Genomic DNA, 15,911 nt, shown 5'->3' with positions numbered 1-15,911 from the left:
TCGTTCACCTCTTTCGAACCGGGTTACTCATGAGCCGTCCGATCTTCGTGACCGATACCATCGTCAGCGTCTTCTCGACGCTCTCGCGCCTGACCACCCTCGGTCGGAGCACAAATGGAGGAGACACCTCCTGGCTCGCAGACGCGCGCTGGCTCGATGAGACCGAAGGACCCGAAGCGACCGCCACCGCTCACCGATTTGCAGTTCAGGCCTATTCGCGAAGAGACCGCAACGGCGGACGTTACTGGGAACGAGTGGCCGGCGAACTTCATCGGATTCGTGCCCAACCGGGAAGACTCCGGAAGCATCGCGATGATCCTGCCCTCGCATCCCCATCTGCGCGTCTCGGAGAAGAAGCGCCATCGACGGCGGTCATCCCCCACACTCCCCGTGCGGACAGTTGCAGCCTTCTCGAGGCCGGCACCGCGAGCGCCTCCGAGAACCTCCAAGACGAATCCTCTTCCTCTGCTTCCGCCCCCCGAGAAGCCCTGGTTGGGAACAGCCCCGTGTCGGTCGGCCATCCGGTCGAGCAAGGGCCGCCTCCTCGAAAATCCCTGCGCCTTTCAGCACGGGAGAAGCTCTTCAACAACGGCGATCGATCCAATAGAATTTATGAGTTGACGCAAGGGACGATAATCGTCTGCCGTTTTCTCGCCGACGGTCGCCGTCAGATCACCGACATTGCCGGACCCGGACGACTTCTCGGACTGACAGCGGCGGAACGACATGACAGTGATGCGGTCGCGGTGACGCCAGCTTCCGTCATGGTCTGGGACCGCAAGAAATTCCTGTCGACCGACAGGGCTCGGGAAATTCTACTGGAGGCAGCATTCCGGGACGGCGAGCGCCTACGTACGCTTGCCGTCGCGCTTGGTCGCAAGACGGCCATCGAGCGGATCGCGAGCTTCTTCGTGGGAGCGGCAGGCGAGGCGGCGGCCATTTCCTTCGGGTTGCCATTGACCCGGTACGACATCGCGGACCACCTGGGGCTGACGGTCGAGACCGTCAGTCGGACCATCACCAAGATGAAGACGATGGGCATGATCGCCGAGCATAGAGGTGAGATCAGGCTGCTCGACACTGCCGGACTTTCTCTGATCGCGACCGGCGACCCTCGACTTCCGCACTCCATCACGTCGCAACGCGATTCATGACTCCACTCTGGAGGGGAAAGCGCTGTAGAGCCCCCGACTCCTGCGGAGCGATGCGCGACAGAAGGGATGCCTGCGGCCAATGAATCTCACTACAGACCCAACGTTGCGTATCAGTCACATGTAAAAATCTCTTCACAGACAGTCGTATGATTGATATGGATTCGGCGGACATCATGTCCATCTCTCATGGCATCAAACCTCAATGGAGAGTGTAGTGATGGCGCGAACGCTGTTCCATCGCCTGCAACAGTGAGCGCTGGCAGTTTCGACTGCCGCCATGAGAGTTATTGATATCCATCTATTTGGGAGATATATTTCTTATAATTCAAGTTATAAATTTTAATACATATCGATATGCGCCTTTTTGCGATTTTTAGAAATGACAGAACTATATTTTTCGATATTTAATTCGACTATTGACCATGAATGACGATAAATTGATAAATGTCATACTTGCGCTTGATTGCCGTCATTCGACCCACTGATATTTATCGTATACTTCGCGCATCGCATCATTGTCTGATTTTAATTGATTATAGTCAAAGACGGTGACGAAGTATGCTTCAAGAATGTCCGGGTGGTTGATGCTGGACCTCACGAGGGTCGAGTGATCGAGCCATTGTTGCCCTGAAACTCTCGGCGGGGCCTGAGGGCGGATGAATGCCGTCTCGCCCCGCCACTTTTCGATCGTACCCTCTGTCCCGGACGCTCGAATCCCGAACCTCTCGACCGACTGTGATCGAAAGCGCCGAGCGATGAGCAAGGTCGTGACAACCCAGCGAGATCGACTGGTCACGGAGTTGGGGTCACTTGAGATCTTCCTCGATGCAGACGGCGGCACGAGAACCATGCTGAGTGAAGGATCTCAGTTGCGATCCTATGCCCCTGATGAGCTCATCCTTCGGGAAGGTGAAAGACCTCGCCACCTGTTCGGGATCGTCGATGGACTCGTCGCACTGGGCGCCCATCATCACGAGAGAGAGACGACCTTGTCGCTGGTGGAGCGCGGGCGCTGCCTCCTCCTGCAGGCGATCATCACCGATCGCGTCTACCTGCAGAGCGCCAAGGCGATAACGAGCGCGACGGTCTTGGCCATTCCGGCGGCGAAATTCAGGGCGGCGATCGCACGCGACCCGGGATTGGTGATGGCGACCATGCGCGCCGTCGCCAGCGATCATCGAGATCGCGATCCGCGATCTTAAGAACATCAAGCTCCGATCCAACTCAGAACGCTTGGCAAATTGGATCTTGGAAAACACTCGAGACGATGGCCGCATCGAATTGGCTATCAACAAGAAACTCCTTGCTGAAAGACTGGGAATGACGCCTGAAAGTCTCTCGCGATGCCTGCGGGTATTGAAGCCTTTCGGACTAGTTAATCACAGGGATCGTTTGGAAGTGAGCGATGCCGCGCTCTTACGCACATTCGCCCTGCCCAATGCTCTCATCGACCAGAGCGATGGAAGCCGCTTCAAAAAAAGGGCGACGATATGAACGACGACAGCCAACGGATCATCGTCCAAACAATAGCGTTGATATTCGCTCTTCCGACACTTCTCTATACGATTAGGGCTTCCCAGCAGATTCTGTCGATCAAAGAGGGAATATTATATTCTATTTCCACAACGATATTTCTGTCGTATTTCATGATATAGAAAATTCTGTCGGCGGAAGCTATTGGGACGCCGCGTGGAGCAGAATCATTGGACGCGCGAGCCTCGGTCAGCCGGTACTCCAAGCCCTGGGCTGCCGCATGCCGGCGATACGGCAGGCCTGCGAGACATATCCTTTCGGAAACAAATCGAAGAAGAGCTTCTTCCCGTTCGCACCGGCAAGCCCCGCCTCGAGGTGTCTGAAGGCATGGCGCGCATCGGGCGAAATCTGGGTCTCCTCCAGACGATCTCGCATGAACCGTATGACGGTCCAATGGGCTGGCGTGAGCGTCACATCCAACTGGTCGGCCATGAACGCCGCGACCTCTTCGGTCCATTGCCCCGGGTCGATCAGGAACCCTTGCTCGTCGACGGCGATCTGCCGGCCCTGAACATCGATGTATCTGGGAACCTCGGGTACGACGCGCATTTCGTTGATCTCCCTCGAGCAGACACGACATCCATCGTCGGCCGACGCCGAGCCTTCACGCACCAAGGCGCCTCACGCCGTTTTCCGGCGTGGCGCCGACGACACGTCGATCCCTTCGATCTCTGCGCCCCTGACCAGATTCCCGATGAAGGTCGCGATCGCTGTTCGCTTTGCCGACTCTTCGAGATAGGAGACGATCTGCGAGCGGACCCTCTCATAGGGAAGCTGGTCGCCATTCAGCCTACGATCCAATCGGATGATGTGATAGCCGAACCGCGTACGAACCGGCTCGGCTCCGACTTCGCCGATCGACAACACATCCAGCGCTGCTTCGAACGCCGGATCGTTCTCACCCTTCGTCACCTGACCGAGAGAGCCACCCAGTTCGCGTGACGGACATGCCGAGACCGCTCGCGCCACGGTCTCGAAGTTCAATTCACCGCTGATGATCGCCGACGCGAGTTCGCCGGCCTTCGCCTGCGCGGCGGCTTCGCCTCCGGGCGCCAGCGCGACCAGGATATGGGAGGCCTCGTAGAGGTCGGGAGCGCGGAACCGATCCTTGTTCGCCGCATGGAATGCGCGGCATGCCCCCTCGTCGACCGGATCGACCGACGCGGCCCGGTCGATCAGGAGCCGAATGAGGCGATCCTCATCGGCTTCGATGCGTCCTTCCTCGTCGATCTCCGGTTCGCCCTGCAGATCGAGACGCCGCGCCTCCTCGAGGAGCAACTTCTTGACGATCAGAGCGCGCGCCGCCTCTCGGAAGGCTTCGGCGGGGGAGGAGGCGCGATGGTTCTGCGCCTCCGCCGCGATCTCATGATGAGGGATGACGACGCCATCGACGCGAATCTCTTTCCGCGGGGCTTCTTTCACCGCCGGGTTGATCGTGCATCCGCTCATTCGATCACTCCGCTGCGTTCAGATGCTTGCGGGTACGCACCACCTGATAGCCCTGCCGTCCGAAGTACCAGACCGGCGCCGACCAGATGTGCACGAGGCGCGTGAACGGAAACACGAGGAAGATCGTCATTCCGAGGACCAGGTGCAGCTTGAAGATCGGATGCACATCGACCAGCCACTTCCAGCGGTCGACCTGCAACGTCAGGACGCCCTGAGCCCAGTTCATGAACTTGACCATCTCATGGCCGTCGAGGTGGCCGAGCGACACGATGATCGTCAGGAGGCCGAGCAGCAGTTGGGCGAACAGAACGAGGAGGATCGCCGTATCCCCGAAGGACGAGGTCTTGCGGATCCGCACGTCGGTCAACCGGCGATGCGTGAGCAGGGAGATGCCGACGAGGCACATCAGGCCGGCGACACCGCCGACGACGATCGCCATCACCTGCTTGAAGCCGTGCGGGATGCCGATGGCGTCGAAGATCGCGATCGGCGTCAGCAGACCGACGAAGTGGCCCATGAAGATGATCAGGACTCCGACGTGAAAGAGATTGGAGCCCCACATCAACTGCTTGCGGCGCAAGAGCTGTGAGGAACCGGTTCTCCAGGTGTATTGCTCGCGGTCGAAGCGGGCCCAACTGCCGACCAGAAAAACGGTCAGACACAGATAGGGATACCAGCCGAACATCATCTGATTGAGGAACTGAGCCATGGTCGGGATCCTCACGAACTCTTGGTATCGGAATGGGTGAATTCGGTCTGTGGCCGGGAAGACTGGACGATCCCCGGCGCCGGTCGACGCGCTTGGCGAAGCCGCGCCGTCAGTGCGTCCGGATCGCACGCCTCGCCCGGCCCCCCGAAGGTGACCGGTGCGTCTTCGTACGCCTCGTCCAGCGCCTCCAGATCGTCGGGTTCGGGATCCGGCTCCGCGCGCAGTGCGGCGAGAAGCTTCGCGTCGGGTCGCACCCTGGCCAGCGCGCCGAGAGCGCGGAAGATCGCTTCATAGACCGACCCACGCTTGTTCAACCGCTCGGCCAGAGCGGCGAACACGTGAGCGGGTTCGGCGATCAGGCCGAAGGCTTCCGAGGGATCGATGATCGACAGGAACTCCAGGAACAACGGAACGAAATCCGGCAGTTCCCGACTGTCGTCGATCACCCCCTTGCTCTCGTAGAGAGCGCGGAGGTCGACCATCGCCTGGCCCCGATCACGGCTCTCGCCGTGCACATGCTCGAACATGTGCAGGGAGAGCGACCGGGTGCGATCGAACAGCAGGACGTAGCGTTCCTGCAGTTCCACCAGATCATGCGCCGCCAGGTCGTCGATCAGCCGCAGGAGAGCGTCTCGCTCCCCCTTCGGAAGGCAGGTCTCCTCGTCGACCACGACGCGGATCTCGTCGAGCGAGGCGACCAGATCTGCGCCGGGGTATGACAAGAGAGCCGATAGAGCCTTGAAGATCAGCATCATGCGAACTCCTCGGGCTTCCGGATCGCCGGCGTCTTGTTGCCGCCGAACAGGCTAGGGGTCTCTCCATCGGAACACCCGTTGCCGAAGGAGAAGCCGCAGGAGGCCTTGAGGTCGTAGGCGTCCTCGGCCCATTCCCGATGCGTGGTGGGGATCACGAAGCGATCTTCGTAATTCGCCAAGGCCATGATCTTGTACATCTCTTCGATCTGGGCGCCGGTCATGCCGACCTTTGCCGCGATCTTCTCGTCGATCACGCCGTCCACCGACTTCGCCCGCATGTACGCACGCATCGCCAACATGCGTTCGAGACCGAGGGCCACCGGTTCCTCGTCACCGGCCGTCAGCATGTTGGCGAGGTAGCGCAGCGGGATACGCAGCGACCGGACGTCCGGCATGTCGCCGTCCATGCCCATCTTGCCGGCCGCGGCGGCCGATTGGATCGGCGACAGAGGCGGCACGTACCAGACCATCGGCAGGGTGCGATATTCGGGATGCAGCGGGAACGCGACCTTCCACTCCATCGCCATCTTCCAGATCGGTGACCTGCGGGCCGCCTCCAGCCATTGTTCCGAAATGCCTTCGGCCCGAGCCTCGGCAATCACCTTCGGATCGTTGGGGTCGAGGAAGATCCCGGTCTGGGCGTCGTAGAGGTCCCGCTCGTCCTTCTCGCTCGCCGCCGTTTCGATCCGATCGGCATCATAGAGGATGACGCCGAGGTAACGGATGCGGCCGACGCAGGTCTCCGAACAGACGGTCGGCATACCCGCTTCCAGGCGCGGATAGCACAGGATGCACTTTTCAGACTTGCCCGAAGACCAGTTGTAATAAATTTTCTTGTAGGGGCAGCCGGAAATGCACATGCGCCAACCACGGCACTTGTCCTGGTCGATCAGGACTACGCCGTCTTCCTCGCGTTTGTAAATCGCGCCGGACGGACACGAAGCGACGCAAGCCGGGTTGAGGCAGTGTTCGCACAAACGCGGGAGATACATCATGAAGGTGTTTTCGAACTGGCCGTACATTTCTTTCTGTACGCCTTCGAAATTGTAGTCGGCCGATCGCTTCGAGAACTCGCCGCCGAGGATCTCCTCCCAGTTCGGCCCCGAGACTATCTTTTCCATCCGTTCGCCGGTGATCAGCGACCGCGGGCGGGCCGTCGGGAACGCTTCGAGTTCCGGCGCCTTCTGAAGGTGCTCGTAGTCGAACGTGAACGGCTCGTAGTAGTCGTCGATCTCCGGCAGATCGGGGTTGGCGAAGATCTTCGCCAACACCCGCCACTTACCGCCTTGCCTCGGCTCGATCGAGCCGTTGCTGCGGCGCTTCCAGCCGCCGTTCCAGCGCTTCTGGTTTTCCCAATCCTTGGGATAGCCGATACCCGGCTTGGTCTCGACATTGTTGAACCAAGCGTACTCGACACCTTCTCGGCTCGTCCACACGTTCTTGCACGTTATGGAGCACGTATGGCAGCCGATGCACTTGTCGAGGTTCAGAACCATCGCGATTTGCGCACGAATCTTCATCGAAACGACTCCTACTCAGCAGCCGAGGTCAGAGGGCCGCGCGTCTTTTGCTTGGTCGGATCATAAGGACCTTCCAACCAGTCGAGGTTCTTGATTTTCCGAACGATGACGAATTCGTCGCGATTGGTGCCGATAGTTCCGTAGTAGTTGAAACCATAGGCCTGCTGGGCATAGCCACCGATCATGTGCGTCGGCTTGGGAACCACACGCGTGACCGAGTTGTGGATGCCGCCGCGCCGCCCGGTCGTCTCCGATCCCGGCGCGTTCACGATCTTCTCTTGCGCATGGTACATCATGCACATGCCCTGCTTCACGCGTTGAGACACAACAGCGCGAGCCGTCAGAGCCCCGTTCGAGTTGTAGGCTTCGATCCAATCGTTATCGACGATCCCGGCCGCCTTGGCGTCGATCTCGCTGATCCATACGATGGGGCCACCACGCGACAGGGTCAGCATTAGCAAGTTGTCGGTATAGGTCGAGTGGATGCCCCATTTCTGGTGCGGCGTGATGAAGTTCAGCACCACCTGCTTCTCGCCGTTGGGGTGCTTGTCGATCACCGGCTTGACCGTCCGGGTGTCGATCGGCGGGCGATAGACGCAGAGACCTTCGCCGAAGGCCCGCATCCACAGGTGATCCTGATAGAGCTGCTGCCGACCGGTCAGCGTCCGCCACGGGATGAACTCGTGTACGTTGGTATAGCCGGCATTGTAGCAGACGTGCTCGCTCTCGAGCCCCGACCATGTGGGTGCGGAGATGATCTTGCGCGGCTGAGCGACGATGTCGCGGAAGCGGATCTTCTCATCCTCCTTGGGAAGAGCCAGATGCGCGTGTTCGAGACCCGTCGTCTTCGACAACGCATTCCAAGCCCGAACGGCGACTTCGCCGTTGGTTTCCGGCGCCATCATCAACACCGCTTCCGCAGCGTCGATCGCGGTATTGAGCTTCGCAAGACCCTTGGTCGAACCTTCCTCGAGCACGACACCGTTGAGCTGGCGCAGGAGTTCCACCTCGTGCTTGGTCTCCCAGGCGATGCCCTTGATGCCGTTGCCGAGGTTCTCCATCAGCGGGCCGAGAGAGGTGAACCGCTCGTAGGTGTTCGGATAGTCGCGCTGCACGACGGCAACCGACGGCATCGTCCGGCCGGGAACGGCGGGCGTCTCACCCTTCTTCCACTCCTTGACGTCGAGCGCCTGAGCGATCTCGCCGGCGGAGTCGTGCATGATCGGCGCGAGAACGACGTCCGTCTCCACACCCAGAACTTCCGGGGCAACCTCGGAGAACGCCTTGGCCAATCCCTTGTAGATCTCCCAGTCGGTCCGCGATTCCCAGATGGGATCGACCGCGGCGCCGAGCGGGTGGATGAAGGGGTGCATGTCGGAGGTGTTGAGATCGTCCTTCTCGTACCAGGTCGCCGCCGGCAACACGATGTCCGAGTAGACGCAGGTCGTCGACATGCGGAAGTCGAGGGTGACGAGCAGGTCGAGCTTTCCCTCTGCCCCTTGCTCGTGCCACCGGACTTCCTTCGGCTTGGCCAGCCCCTGCTCCCCGAGGTTCTTGCCCAACACGCCGTGAGAGGTGCCGAGAAGGTGCTTGAGGAAATACTCGTGGCCCTTGCCGGACGAACCCAGCAGGTTGGACCGCCAGACGAACAGGTTGCGCGGCCAGTTCTTCGGATTGTCGGGGTCTTCGCACGACATCTTCAACTCGCCCGAGGTCAACCCCTGGGCGACATAGTCCTTCGGCTCCAGGCCCGCCGCCGCGGCCTTCGCCGCGATCGACAGCGGATTGATTTCCAGCTGGGGCGCGGACGGCAGCCAGCCCATGCGTTCGGCACGGACGTTGTAGTCGATGAGCGCACCGTCCCACGGCCCGGCCGGCGCCGTCGGCGACAGGATGTCCTTGGGATCGAGCGTTTCGTAGCGCCACTGGTCGGAGTGAGCATAGAAGAACGACGTTCCGTTCTGCTGACGCGACGGGCGCCCCCAATCGAGCGCGAAGGCGACCGGCGCCCAGCCCGCCTGCGGACGCAGCTTTTCCTGACCGACGTAGTGAGCCCAGCCACCACCAGACTGACCGACGCAACCGCACATCACCAACATGTTGATGACACCACGATAGTTCATATCGCAGTGGTACCAGTGGTTCATCGCGGCACCGATGATGACCATGGAGCGACCCTTGGTCTTCTCGGCATTGAGCGCGAACTCGTGCGCCACCTGAAGGATCTGATCGCGCGGAACGCCGGTGATCTTCTCCGCCCACGCCGGGGTGTAGGGAGCGTCCTCGTCGAAGCTCTTGGCGACACTACCGCCGCCGAAGCCTCGATCGACGCCATAGTTGGCGAGGAAGAGGTCGTAGACCGACGCGACCAGGATCTCGCCGTCCTTCGACGCCAGCTTGGCGACCGGGATGCGGCGCTCCAGAACACTGGCGTGATCGGAACTGACGAAGTGGTCGTGCTCGATGTTGCCGAAGTACGGGAAGGCCACGTCGGCGAGTTCATGCTGGCGATCGGCGAGCGACAGCATCAGGTCGACGCCGGTCCCATCCGACCGCTTGGCTTCAAGGTTCCACTTGCCCTTCTCGCCCCAACGGAAGCCGACCGATCCGAGCGGCGCGACCAGCTCCCCGCTCTGAGCGTCGAACGCGAGCGTCTTCCACTCCGCGTTGTTGGTCTCGCCGAGGTCACCGGCGATGTCACTCGAACGAACGAACCGATCCGGCACGAGCTTGCCGTCCTGCCTGACGAGCTTCACCAGCATCGGCATGTCGGTGTAACGCTTCAGGTAGTCGGTAAAGTAGTCGACCTTCCGATCGACATGGAACTGCTTGAGGATCACGTGGCCCATCGCCATGGCGAGGGCGGAATCGGTTCCCTGCTTCACGGACAGCCAGATGTCCGCGAATTTCGAGGCCTCCGAATAGTCCGGACAGATCACCGCGCTCTTGGCGCCGCGATATCGCGCTTCGGTGTAGAAATGCGCGTCCGGCGTCCGAGTCTGCGGGACGTTCGAGCCCCAGAGGATGAGGAAGCCCGAGTTGTACCAGTCGGCGGACTCGGCCACGTCGGTCTGTTCACCCCAGGTCTGGGGCGACGACGGCGGGAGGTCGCAGTACCAGTCGTAGAAGGACAGGCAGACGCCGCCGAGCAACGACAGATAGCGAGCGCCGGCGGCGTAGGAGACCATCGACATCGCCGGGATCGGCGAGAAGCCGATGACGCGATCGGGACCGTGGTCCTTGATCGTGTGGGCGTTGGCCGCGGCGATGATCTCGTTGACCTCGTTCCAATCGGCGCGGACGAAACCACCGTGTCCACGCTTGGTGGTATAGGCGTCGCGCTTCTTCGGATCGCGCACGATCGACGCCCAGGCCGCGACCGGCGTCATGGTTCGGCGCGCTTCGCGATAGAGCTTCACCAGCGCCGAGCGAACCAACGGGTACTTCACTCGGTTCGCCGAATAGAGATACCAGCTGTAGCTGGCGCCGCGCGGGCAACCACGCGGCTCATGGTTCGGCAGATCCGGCCGCGTCCGCGGATAGTCCGTTTGCTGCGTCTCCCAGGTGACGATCCCGCCCTTGACGTAGATCTTCCAGGAACACGACCCGGTGCAGTTCGCGCCATGTGTCGAGCGCACGATCTTGTCGTGCTGCCAACGCTTGCGATACCCGTCCTCCCAACGACGGTCCTCGTTGGTCGTGATGCCGTGCCCCCCAGAGAAGGGCTGTTTCATTCGCTGGAAGAAGGTCAGTCGATCTAGAAAGTGGCTCATGGCCCAAGCTCCAACTCTCAATTAGCCAGCGTATTTGACTGAAGGCCTGGTCGAATGCTCAACGTCGTAGAGCAGACCGCCTCGTCGCGTGTAGAAGAACCAGGTCACGGCTACGCAGATCACGTAGAAGGCGAAGAAGCCCCACAGAGCGGCGCTGACACCGCCGGTCAGCCCGATCGACGTCCCGTAAGACTTCGGGATGAAGAAGGCACCGTAGGCGGCGATGGCCGAGGTGAAGCCGGTGATCGCGGCGGATTCCTTTTCCGCTTGGCGGGTGCGCGCCGCCGCATCGAGCCTGGGCTCAAGGCGCGCCACCTCCTTGCGCATGATGTTGGGGATCATCTGGAAGGTGGAAGCGTTGCCGACACCGGTCATGAGGAACAGGAACAGGAAGCTTCCGAAGAAGCCCCAGAAGGCGCCGGGCTGTTCCTTCAGACCGATGAAGGTGATCACGCCGAAGACGCCGAGCATCATCCCGAGGAAGACCCAGAACGTCACGCGACCACCACCCCACCGATCTGCGACCCACCCAGTCCCGGAACGAGCCAGGGCGCCGACCAGTGGCCCCAAAAAGGCGAACTGCAGCGCGTCGACCTGCGGGAACAGGATTTTGCTGAGGAGCGGGAAACCGGCGGAGAAGCCGATGAAGGAACCGAACGTGCCGAGATAGAGCACGCACATGACCCAGTTGTGGAAGCGCTTGAAGATGACGGCCTGCTCGGAGAAGGACGCCTTGGCCGACGCGATGTCGTTCATCCCGAACCAAGCTGCGAAGGCCGAGATCGCGATGAAGGGGACGAACACGAAGCCGGCGTTCTGCAGCCAGATCGGCACCGCCTTCGCTCCCTCGCCGACCGTCAGCGGCGCACCGCCGAGCCAGCCGAAGACGCCCGAAGCAATGATCAGCGGAACGACGAACTGCACCGCACTTACGCCGAGATTGCCGAGGCCCGCATTGAGCGCGAGCGCATTGCCTTTCTCGGTCTTCGGGAAGAAGAACGAAATATTCGACATCGAAGAAGCGAAGTTGCCGCCACCGAATCCGCACAGCAGCGCCAGCAACAGCATGATGAAATACGGCGTGTCGGGCGACTGAACGGCATAGCCGATGCCGATGGCCGGGATCATCAGCGACCATGTCGCCAGGGTCGTCCACAGACGGCCACCGAACACCGGCACCATGAAGGAATAGAAGATGCGGAGCGTCGCTCCGCTCAGACCCGGAATCGCCGCCAACCAGAAGAGTTCGTCGGTGGTGTATTTGAAGCCGACGAGCGGCAACTTCGCCACGACGACCGACCACACCTGCCAGATGGCGAAGGACAAGAACAACGACGGGATCGAGAGCCAGAGATTCTTTCGCGCGATCGCCCGGCCGGTGCTCGCCCAGAAGCCCGCATCCTCGGGGTGCCAGTCGACGAGCACCTTGCCGGACAGTGCGCCGACGTGTTCGGGCTTGTGGATCTCTTCCATCTCGGGGAATTCGGGGAGCCGATCGAGCGTGATGCCGACCGCCTCTTTTTCCATCTGCCGAACCGAGAAGTGCATCCACACCAGCGACGCCACGACGATGAGGAAGAGCAACATGAAGCAGCTCGTCCACAGACCCGTGAGGTCGAACAGCGCGCCGAAGGCAATCGGCAGAACGAAGCCGCCGAGACCACCGATCAGGCCGACCAGACCGCCGACGGCGCCGACATTGTTCGGATAGTAGATCGGGATGTGCTTGTAGACCGCAGCCTTCCCCAGGGCCATGAAGAAGCCGAGAACGAAGATGGTGACGATGAAGCCGAAGAGGCCCATTTCGAGATGGAAGCTGCGATCGCCCTGGGCGGTGTGCACGACATAGTCCGTCGCCGGATACGAGAGCAGGAATGTCGCGAGGATCGAGACCAAGAAGGTCCAGTACATCACGGTCCGGGCACCGTAGCGGTCCGACAGATGCCCTCCATAGGCCCGGAACACGGACGCCGGGAACGAGAACATCGCAGCCGTCATACCGGCCGTTTTGATGTCGACGCCGTACACCTTGATGAGGTACTGAGGTAACCACAGGGAAAGCGCAACAAAAGCGCCGAAGACAAAGAAATAATAAAGAGAAAAACGCCAGACCTGAATGTTCTTGAGGGGCTCCATTTCGAGCCAAGCACTCGGCGGGGTCGTTCCGAGTCTCCTGCGCTCGGAGACTACAGGGTCTTCCTTGGCGATGAACCAGAAGACGATCGCCATCACCGCGATGCCGGCCGCCCAGATTTCGGCGACACCCTTCCATCCCATCGCCACCATCACGAAGGGAGCGAGGAACTTCGTCACCGCAGCGCCGACGTTGCCGGCGCCGAAGATGCCGAGCGCGATGCCCTGCTTTTTCGCTGGGTACCAACGCGAGACGTAGGCAACGCCGACCGCAAACCCACCGCCGGCGATGCCGACCCCCAGCGCCGCCACGAGGAACTCGTAGTAGGTTTGAGCGTAGGTCAGCAGATAAGTCGCGCCCGCGGCGGCGAGCATCACGAAGGTGAAGACACGACGGCCACCGAATTGGTCGGTCCAGACACCGAGCGCCAATCGGATCAACGACCCGACCAGGATCGGCGTTCCGACCAACAGACCGAACTGGGTCTCGCTCAGCCCGAGATCCTGTTTGATCTGAATACCGATGATGGCGAAGATCGTCCACACCGCGAAGCACACGGTGAACGCGATCGTCGAGATCCAGAGCGCGCGACTCTGGTCCCCTTGGTCGACTGTGGTGGTGGTCATCGTCACGCCTGCACCCTCAGAGAGAAATGGCGAGATGTTGATGACAATGCAACGAAGGACGAGCGTTGATAAGAATCAAGTTTGTCGAAAAGGACATGAGAGACAACAAAAGTATGATCGGGTATCTGGCCTAAAATTGATAATTATCTACTATGTAATTGATATTAAACATATGAAAGAATGACTTTTATCAATCATGATAACTGGTGAAATGCGAGGAGAAAAGGCCGTGAGACCACAGGACTGCGAGGAAGCAAAACAGTGTTCTCTGTTCGCACGGTGCCGTTCAGAGACGGCTGCGGATCTCCTTCGAGGCGCGTTCATCCAGAACTTCCCTGCACATACGCAGTTGAACAGAGAAGGAGAGGTGGCCGACTTTCTGTTCTTCAACCTGAGCGGCACGATCGAATTGACGGCACATTGGCGGAATAGAGAAACGACGATCGATGTCATCGAACGCCCCAGAGCGTTCATCGTTGCCGCCGTCGTCATGGACCGGCTCTATCTGCAGTCATCCCGCGTCCTCAGGGCGGCCCGTATTCTCATGCTCCCGGCCGGATCGGTCCGAAGCGCGATGCAGGACGATGCCGGTTTCGCGACGGCCATGGCCGAAGAAGCGTCCGTCGCCTATCGGCACGTCGCTCAGGAATTGAAGGGGCTGAAGCTCCGCTCCGGCATAGAGAGGCTCGCCAACTGGTTGATAAACCAAGATATTTTTGTCGGCTCAGCCCATGCGTTCAACATGCCCTACGAGAAGAAGGTCCTCGCGGCCCGCCTCGGCCTCGCGCCGGAAGTGTTGTCGCGGGCGTTCTCCACCCTGGCGAAATATGGTGTGAGGGTCGAAGGAGCCAAAGTCTGGATCGGCGACATCGACGCATTGCGCAAACTCGCGTTCCCAGATCCGCTCCTCGACGACGAGACAATCTGACGCAGGCGCTCTCTTCCTCGCCGATGAGATCCGAGAACCGGCGCATCGCCTCTGAAGAACGAGCCGTCGGTGCCAAATGGCGCCGCATCATCGGAGCAAGGAAAATGACCACGGAACGGCAACCCAGCGTTCTCGAGGGACGCCTTGAGCGCGACGGCCGCACAGCTCGTTTGAGTGCAACATTACTCGAGAGGCTCGACGACAACACCTATCGCATCAGCATCACTTCAACCATGCGGCCGGCCATTGGAAACACGTTACGATTTGGTGCAGGCCATGAATCGAACGCATGTCTTCTCGGTTTCGTCGATGCGGTCGTGGTTTCCACCGAGGGCGCCGACTATGTCATCGAATTCGCCATGACCGGTCCCGTATTGGACGAGATGCTCGAACGGCTTGGGCGACCGGACGTGTGAGGCGAATCGGAATGGGCCGGCGCGATGCGACGGTGCCGCCCGGGATGCATGCCGTCGCCGAGATCGATCCATTGGAGCCCACCATGTCCAAATTCGTCGTCGCCCTTCGTCACGTTGCGTTCGAAGATCTCGGTTCCCTCGCTCCCGTCCTGTCGGCGCTCGGATACAAAGTGACGATGCTCGACGTCGGATGTGACGACGTGACCGGATCGATCGCCCTGGATGCCGACCTGCTGATCGTTCTGGGCGGCCCGATCGGGGTCTACGAGGCGGACACCTATCCATACCTCGCCGCCGAAAAGGCCGTGATCCGTGCGCGGCTCGACGACCGGGCCCCTACGCTCGGCATCTGTCTCGGTGCGCAACTCATCGCATCGGCGCTCGGTGGCGATGTCGCGCCGGGACCGGGGAAGGAAATCGGCTTTGCGCCGCTCGCCCTCACGTCGGCCGGGACAACGAGCCCGCTCCGACATCTCGATGGGGTGTCCGTCCTGCACTGGCACGGCGACGTCGCAGAGCTGCCGGCCGGCGCCGAGTGCCTGGCGAGCACGGCGCTCTGTCACAATCAGGCATTCGCGATCGGATCGAACATCCTCGGCCTTCAATTCCATGCAGAGGTCGACCCGACTGCCGGCTTCGAACGGTGGCTCATCGGCCATGCCTGCGAACTCGCAGCAGCAGGTATCGATCCGCGCCATCTCCGAGCGGAGGCCGCCCGCCATGCGGCGATCCTGCGCAAAGCCGGGCGGGCACTCTTCATCGACTGGTGTGAAGGATTGCGTATCTGGTCACCCGTGAAGAACGACCAAGCCATTGACGTGGCGCGGTGATTTGACTCCCGAGCGTATTCGCGATTGCCGGGTTTCGATGGGTTCTGATCGAAAACCTTGCGATTTCGCGCGCCCGCCCGCGAG

The 15,911-nt window shown here is 60.7% G+C and carries 13 protein-coding genes; 6 read left to right on the top strand and 7 right to left on the bottom strand.

Annotated features, from left to right (window positions below; translation table 11 throughout):
* The first annotated feature begins 29 nt into the window (after window positions 1-29).
* The 3 genes from J3S89_RS09415 to J3S89_RS23625 all read left to right on the top strand — a co-directional run bounded on the left by J3S89_RS09415 (window position 30) and on the right by J3S89_RS23625 (window position 2,648).
* The gene (locus J3S89_RS09415) at window positions 30-1,154 is read left to right on the top strand and encodes a Crp/Fnr family transcriptional regulator (protein WP_217927246.1); all 1,125 of its coding nucleotides are present in this window, start codon (window positions 30-32) and stop codon (window positions 1,152-1,154) included.
* A gap of 755 nt (window positions 1,155-1,909) precedes the next feature.
* Complete coding sequence (locus J3S89_RS09410; protein WP_217927245.1) at window positions 1,910-2,356, top strand: cyclic nucleotide-binding domain-containing protein; 447 nt, start codon at window positions 1,910-1,912, stop codon at window positions 2,354-2,356.
* Between the two features lie 31 nt (window positions 2,357-2,387).
* A complete protein-coding gene (locus tag J3S89_RS23625) occupies window positions 2,388-2,648 on the top strand; it encodes a helix-turn-helix domain-containing protein (RefSeq protein ID WP_217927244.1) in 261 nt (86 codons plus the stop codon).
* A gap of 228 nt (window positions 2,649-2,876) precedes the next feature.
* Here J3S89_RS23625 and J3S89_RS09400 read toward each other — a convergent pair whose 3' ends face one another.
* The 7 genes from J3S89_RS09400 to J3S89_RS09370 all read right to left on the bottom strand — a co-directional run bounded on the left by J3S89_RS09400 (window position 2,877) and on the right by J3S89_RS09370 (window position 13,653).
* Window positions 2,877-3,236 (bottom strand): TusE/DsrC/DsvC family sulfur relay protein, encoded by a 360-nt coding sequence (locus tag J3S89_RS09400; RefSeq protein ID WP_217927243.1) that lies wholly within the window; start codon window positions 3,234-3,236, stop codon window positions 2,877-2,879.
* A 72-nt stretch (window positions 3,237-3,308) separates the two neighbouring features.
* Complete coding sequence (locus J3S89_RS09395) at window positions 3,309-4,136, bottom strand: peptidylprolyl isomerase (protein ID WP_217927242.1); 828 nt, start codon at window positions 4,134-4,136, stop codon at window positions 3,309-3,311.
* Between the two features lie 4 nt (window positions 4,137-4,140).
* On the bottom strand, window positions 4,141-4,845 hold the full coding sequence (narI, locus tag J3S89_RS09390; RefSeq protein ID WP_217927241.1) for a respiratory nitrate reductase subunit gamma: 705 nt from the start codon (window positions 4,843-4,845) through the stop codon (window positions 4,141-4,143).
* An 11-nt stretch (window positions 4,846-4,856) separates the two neighbouring features.
* The gene (narJ, locus tag J3S89_RS09385) at window positions 4,857-5,600 is read right to left on the bottom strand and encodes a nitrate reductase molybdenum cofactor assembly chaperone (RefSeq protein WP_338019799.1); all 744 of its coding nucleotides are present in this window, start codon (window positions 5,598-5,600) and stop codon (window positions 4,857-4,859) included.
* Window positions 5,597-7,120, bottom strand: a complete 1,524-nt coding sequence (gene narH / locus J3S89_RS09380) for a nitrate reductase subunit beta (RefSeq protein ID WP_217927240.1) — start codon at window positions 7,118-7,120, stop codon at window positions 5,597-5,599. The genes narJ and narH overlap by 4 nt, the downstream gene beginning before the upstream one ends.
* Window positions 7,121-7,131: 11 nt before the next feature.
* Window positions 7,132-10,893, bottom strand: coding sequence for a nitrate reductase subunit alpha (locus J3S89_RS09375; protein ID WP_217927239.1), 3,762 nt, complete (start codon window positions 10,891-10,893; stop codon window positions 7,132-7,134).
* Window positions 10,894-10,914: 21 nt separating this feature from the next.
* Entirely contained in the window at window positions 10,915-13,653 is a 2,739-nt protein-coding gene (locus J3S89_RS09370) for a nitrate/nitrite transporter (RefSeq protein ID WP_217927261.1), read from the bottom strand.
* A 196-nt stretch (window positions 13,654-13,849) separates the two neighbouring features.
* On the opposite strand from J3S89_RS09370, the gene J3S89_RS09365 reads away from it, so the two are divergent.
* The 3 genes from J3S89_RS09365 (at window position 13,850) to J3S89_RS09355 (ending at window position 15,827) form a co-directional block, all read left to right on the top strand.
* On the top strand, window positions 13,850-14,581 hold the full coding sequence (locus tag J3S89_RS09365; protein ID WP_338020049.1) for a helix-turn-helix domain-containing protein: 732 nt from the start codon (window positions 13,850-13,852) through the stop codon (window positions 14,579-14,581).
* 104 nt (window positions 14,582-14,685) lie between these two features.
* Window positions 14,686-14,997, top strand: a complete 312-nt coding sequence (locus J3S89_RS09360; protein WP_217927237.1) for a hypothetical protein — start codon at window positions 14,686-14,688, stop codon at window positions 14,995-14,997.
* Between the two features lie 11 nt (window positions 14,998-15,008).
* Window positions 15,009-15,827, top strand: coding sequence for a glutamine amidotransferase (locus tag J3S89_RS09355; RefSeq protein ID WP_338020048.1), 819 nt, complete (start codon window positions 15,009-15,011; stop codon window positions 15,825-15,827).
* Window positions 15,828-15,911 lie beyond the last annotated feature (84 nt).

The organism is Pinisolibacter aquiterrae (assembly GCF_019160155.1).
Classification (GTDB): Bacteria; Pseudomonadota; Alphaproteobacteria; order Rhizobiales; family Ancalomicrobiaceae; genus Pinisolibacter; species Pinisolibacter aquiterrae.
This window is presented reverse-complemented; position numbering and strand designations above follow the sequence as displayed.

What these genes read in the sequence shown, in the direction of transcription:
- J3S89_RS09415 (WP_217927246.1), top strand. Translation starts at nt 30, where the DNA reads ATGAGCCGTCCGATCTTCGTGACCGATACCATCGTCAGCGTCTTCTCG.
- J3S89_RS09410 (WP_217927245.1), top strand. Translation starts at nt 1,910, where the DNA reads ATGAGCAAGGTCGTGACAACCCAGCGAGATCGACTGGTCACGGAGTTG.
- J3S89_RS09400 (WP_217927243.1), bottom strand. Translation starts at nt 3,236, where the DNA reads ATGCGCGTCGTACCCGAGGTTCCCAGATACATCGATGTTCAGGGCCGG.
- J3S89_RS09395 (WP_217927242.1), bottom strand. Translation starts at nt 4,136, where the DNA reads ATGAGCGGATGCACGATCAACCCGGCGGTGAAAGAAGCCCCGCGGAAA.
- narI (WP_217927241.1), bottom strand. Translation starts at nt 4,845, where the DNA reads ATGGCTCAGTTCCTCAATCAGATGATGTTCGGCTGGTATCCCTATCTG.
- narJ (WP_338019799.1), bottom strand. Translation starts at nt 5,600, where the DNA reads ATGATGCTGATCTTCAAGGCTCTATCGGCTCTCTTGTCATACCCCGGC.
- narH (WP_217927240.1), bottom strand. Translation starts at nt 7,120, where the DNA reads ATGAAGATTCGTGCGCAAATCGCGATGGTTCTGAACCTCGACAAGTGC.
- J3S89_RS09375 (WP_217927239.1), bottom strand. Translation starts at nt 10,893, where the DNA reads ATGAGCCACTTTCTAGATCGACTGACCTTCTTCCAGCGAATGAAACAG.
- J3S89_RS09370 (WP_217927261.1), bottom strand. Translation starts at nt 13,653, where the DNA reads ATGACCACCACCACAGTCGACCAAGGGGACCAGAGTCGCGCGCTCTGG.
- J3S89_RS09365 (WP_338020049.1), top strand. Translation starts at nt 13,850, where the DNA reads ATGATAACTGGTGAAATGCGAGGAGAAAAGGCCGTGAGACCACAGGAC.
- J3S89_RS09360 (WP_217927237.1), top strand. Translation starts at nt 14,686, where the DNA reads ATGACCACGGAACGGCAACCCAGCGTTCTCGAGGGACGCCTTGAGCGC.
- J3S89_RS09355 (WP_338020048.1), top strand. Translation starts at nt 15,009, where the DNA reads ATGGGCCGGCGCGATGCGACGGTGCCGCCCGGGATGCATGCCGTCGCC.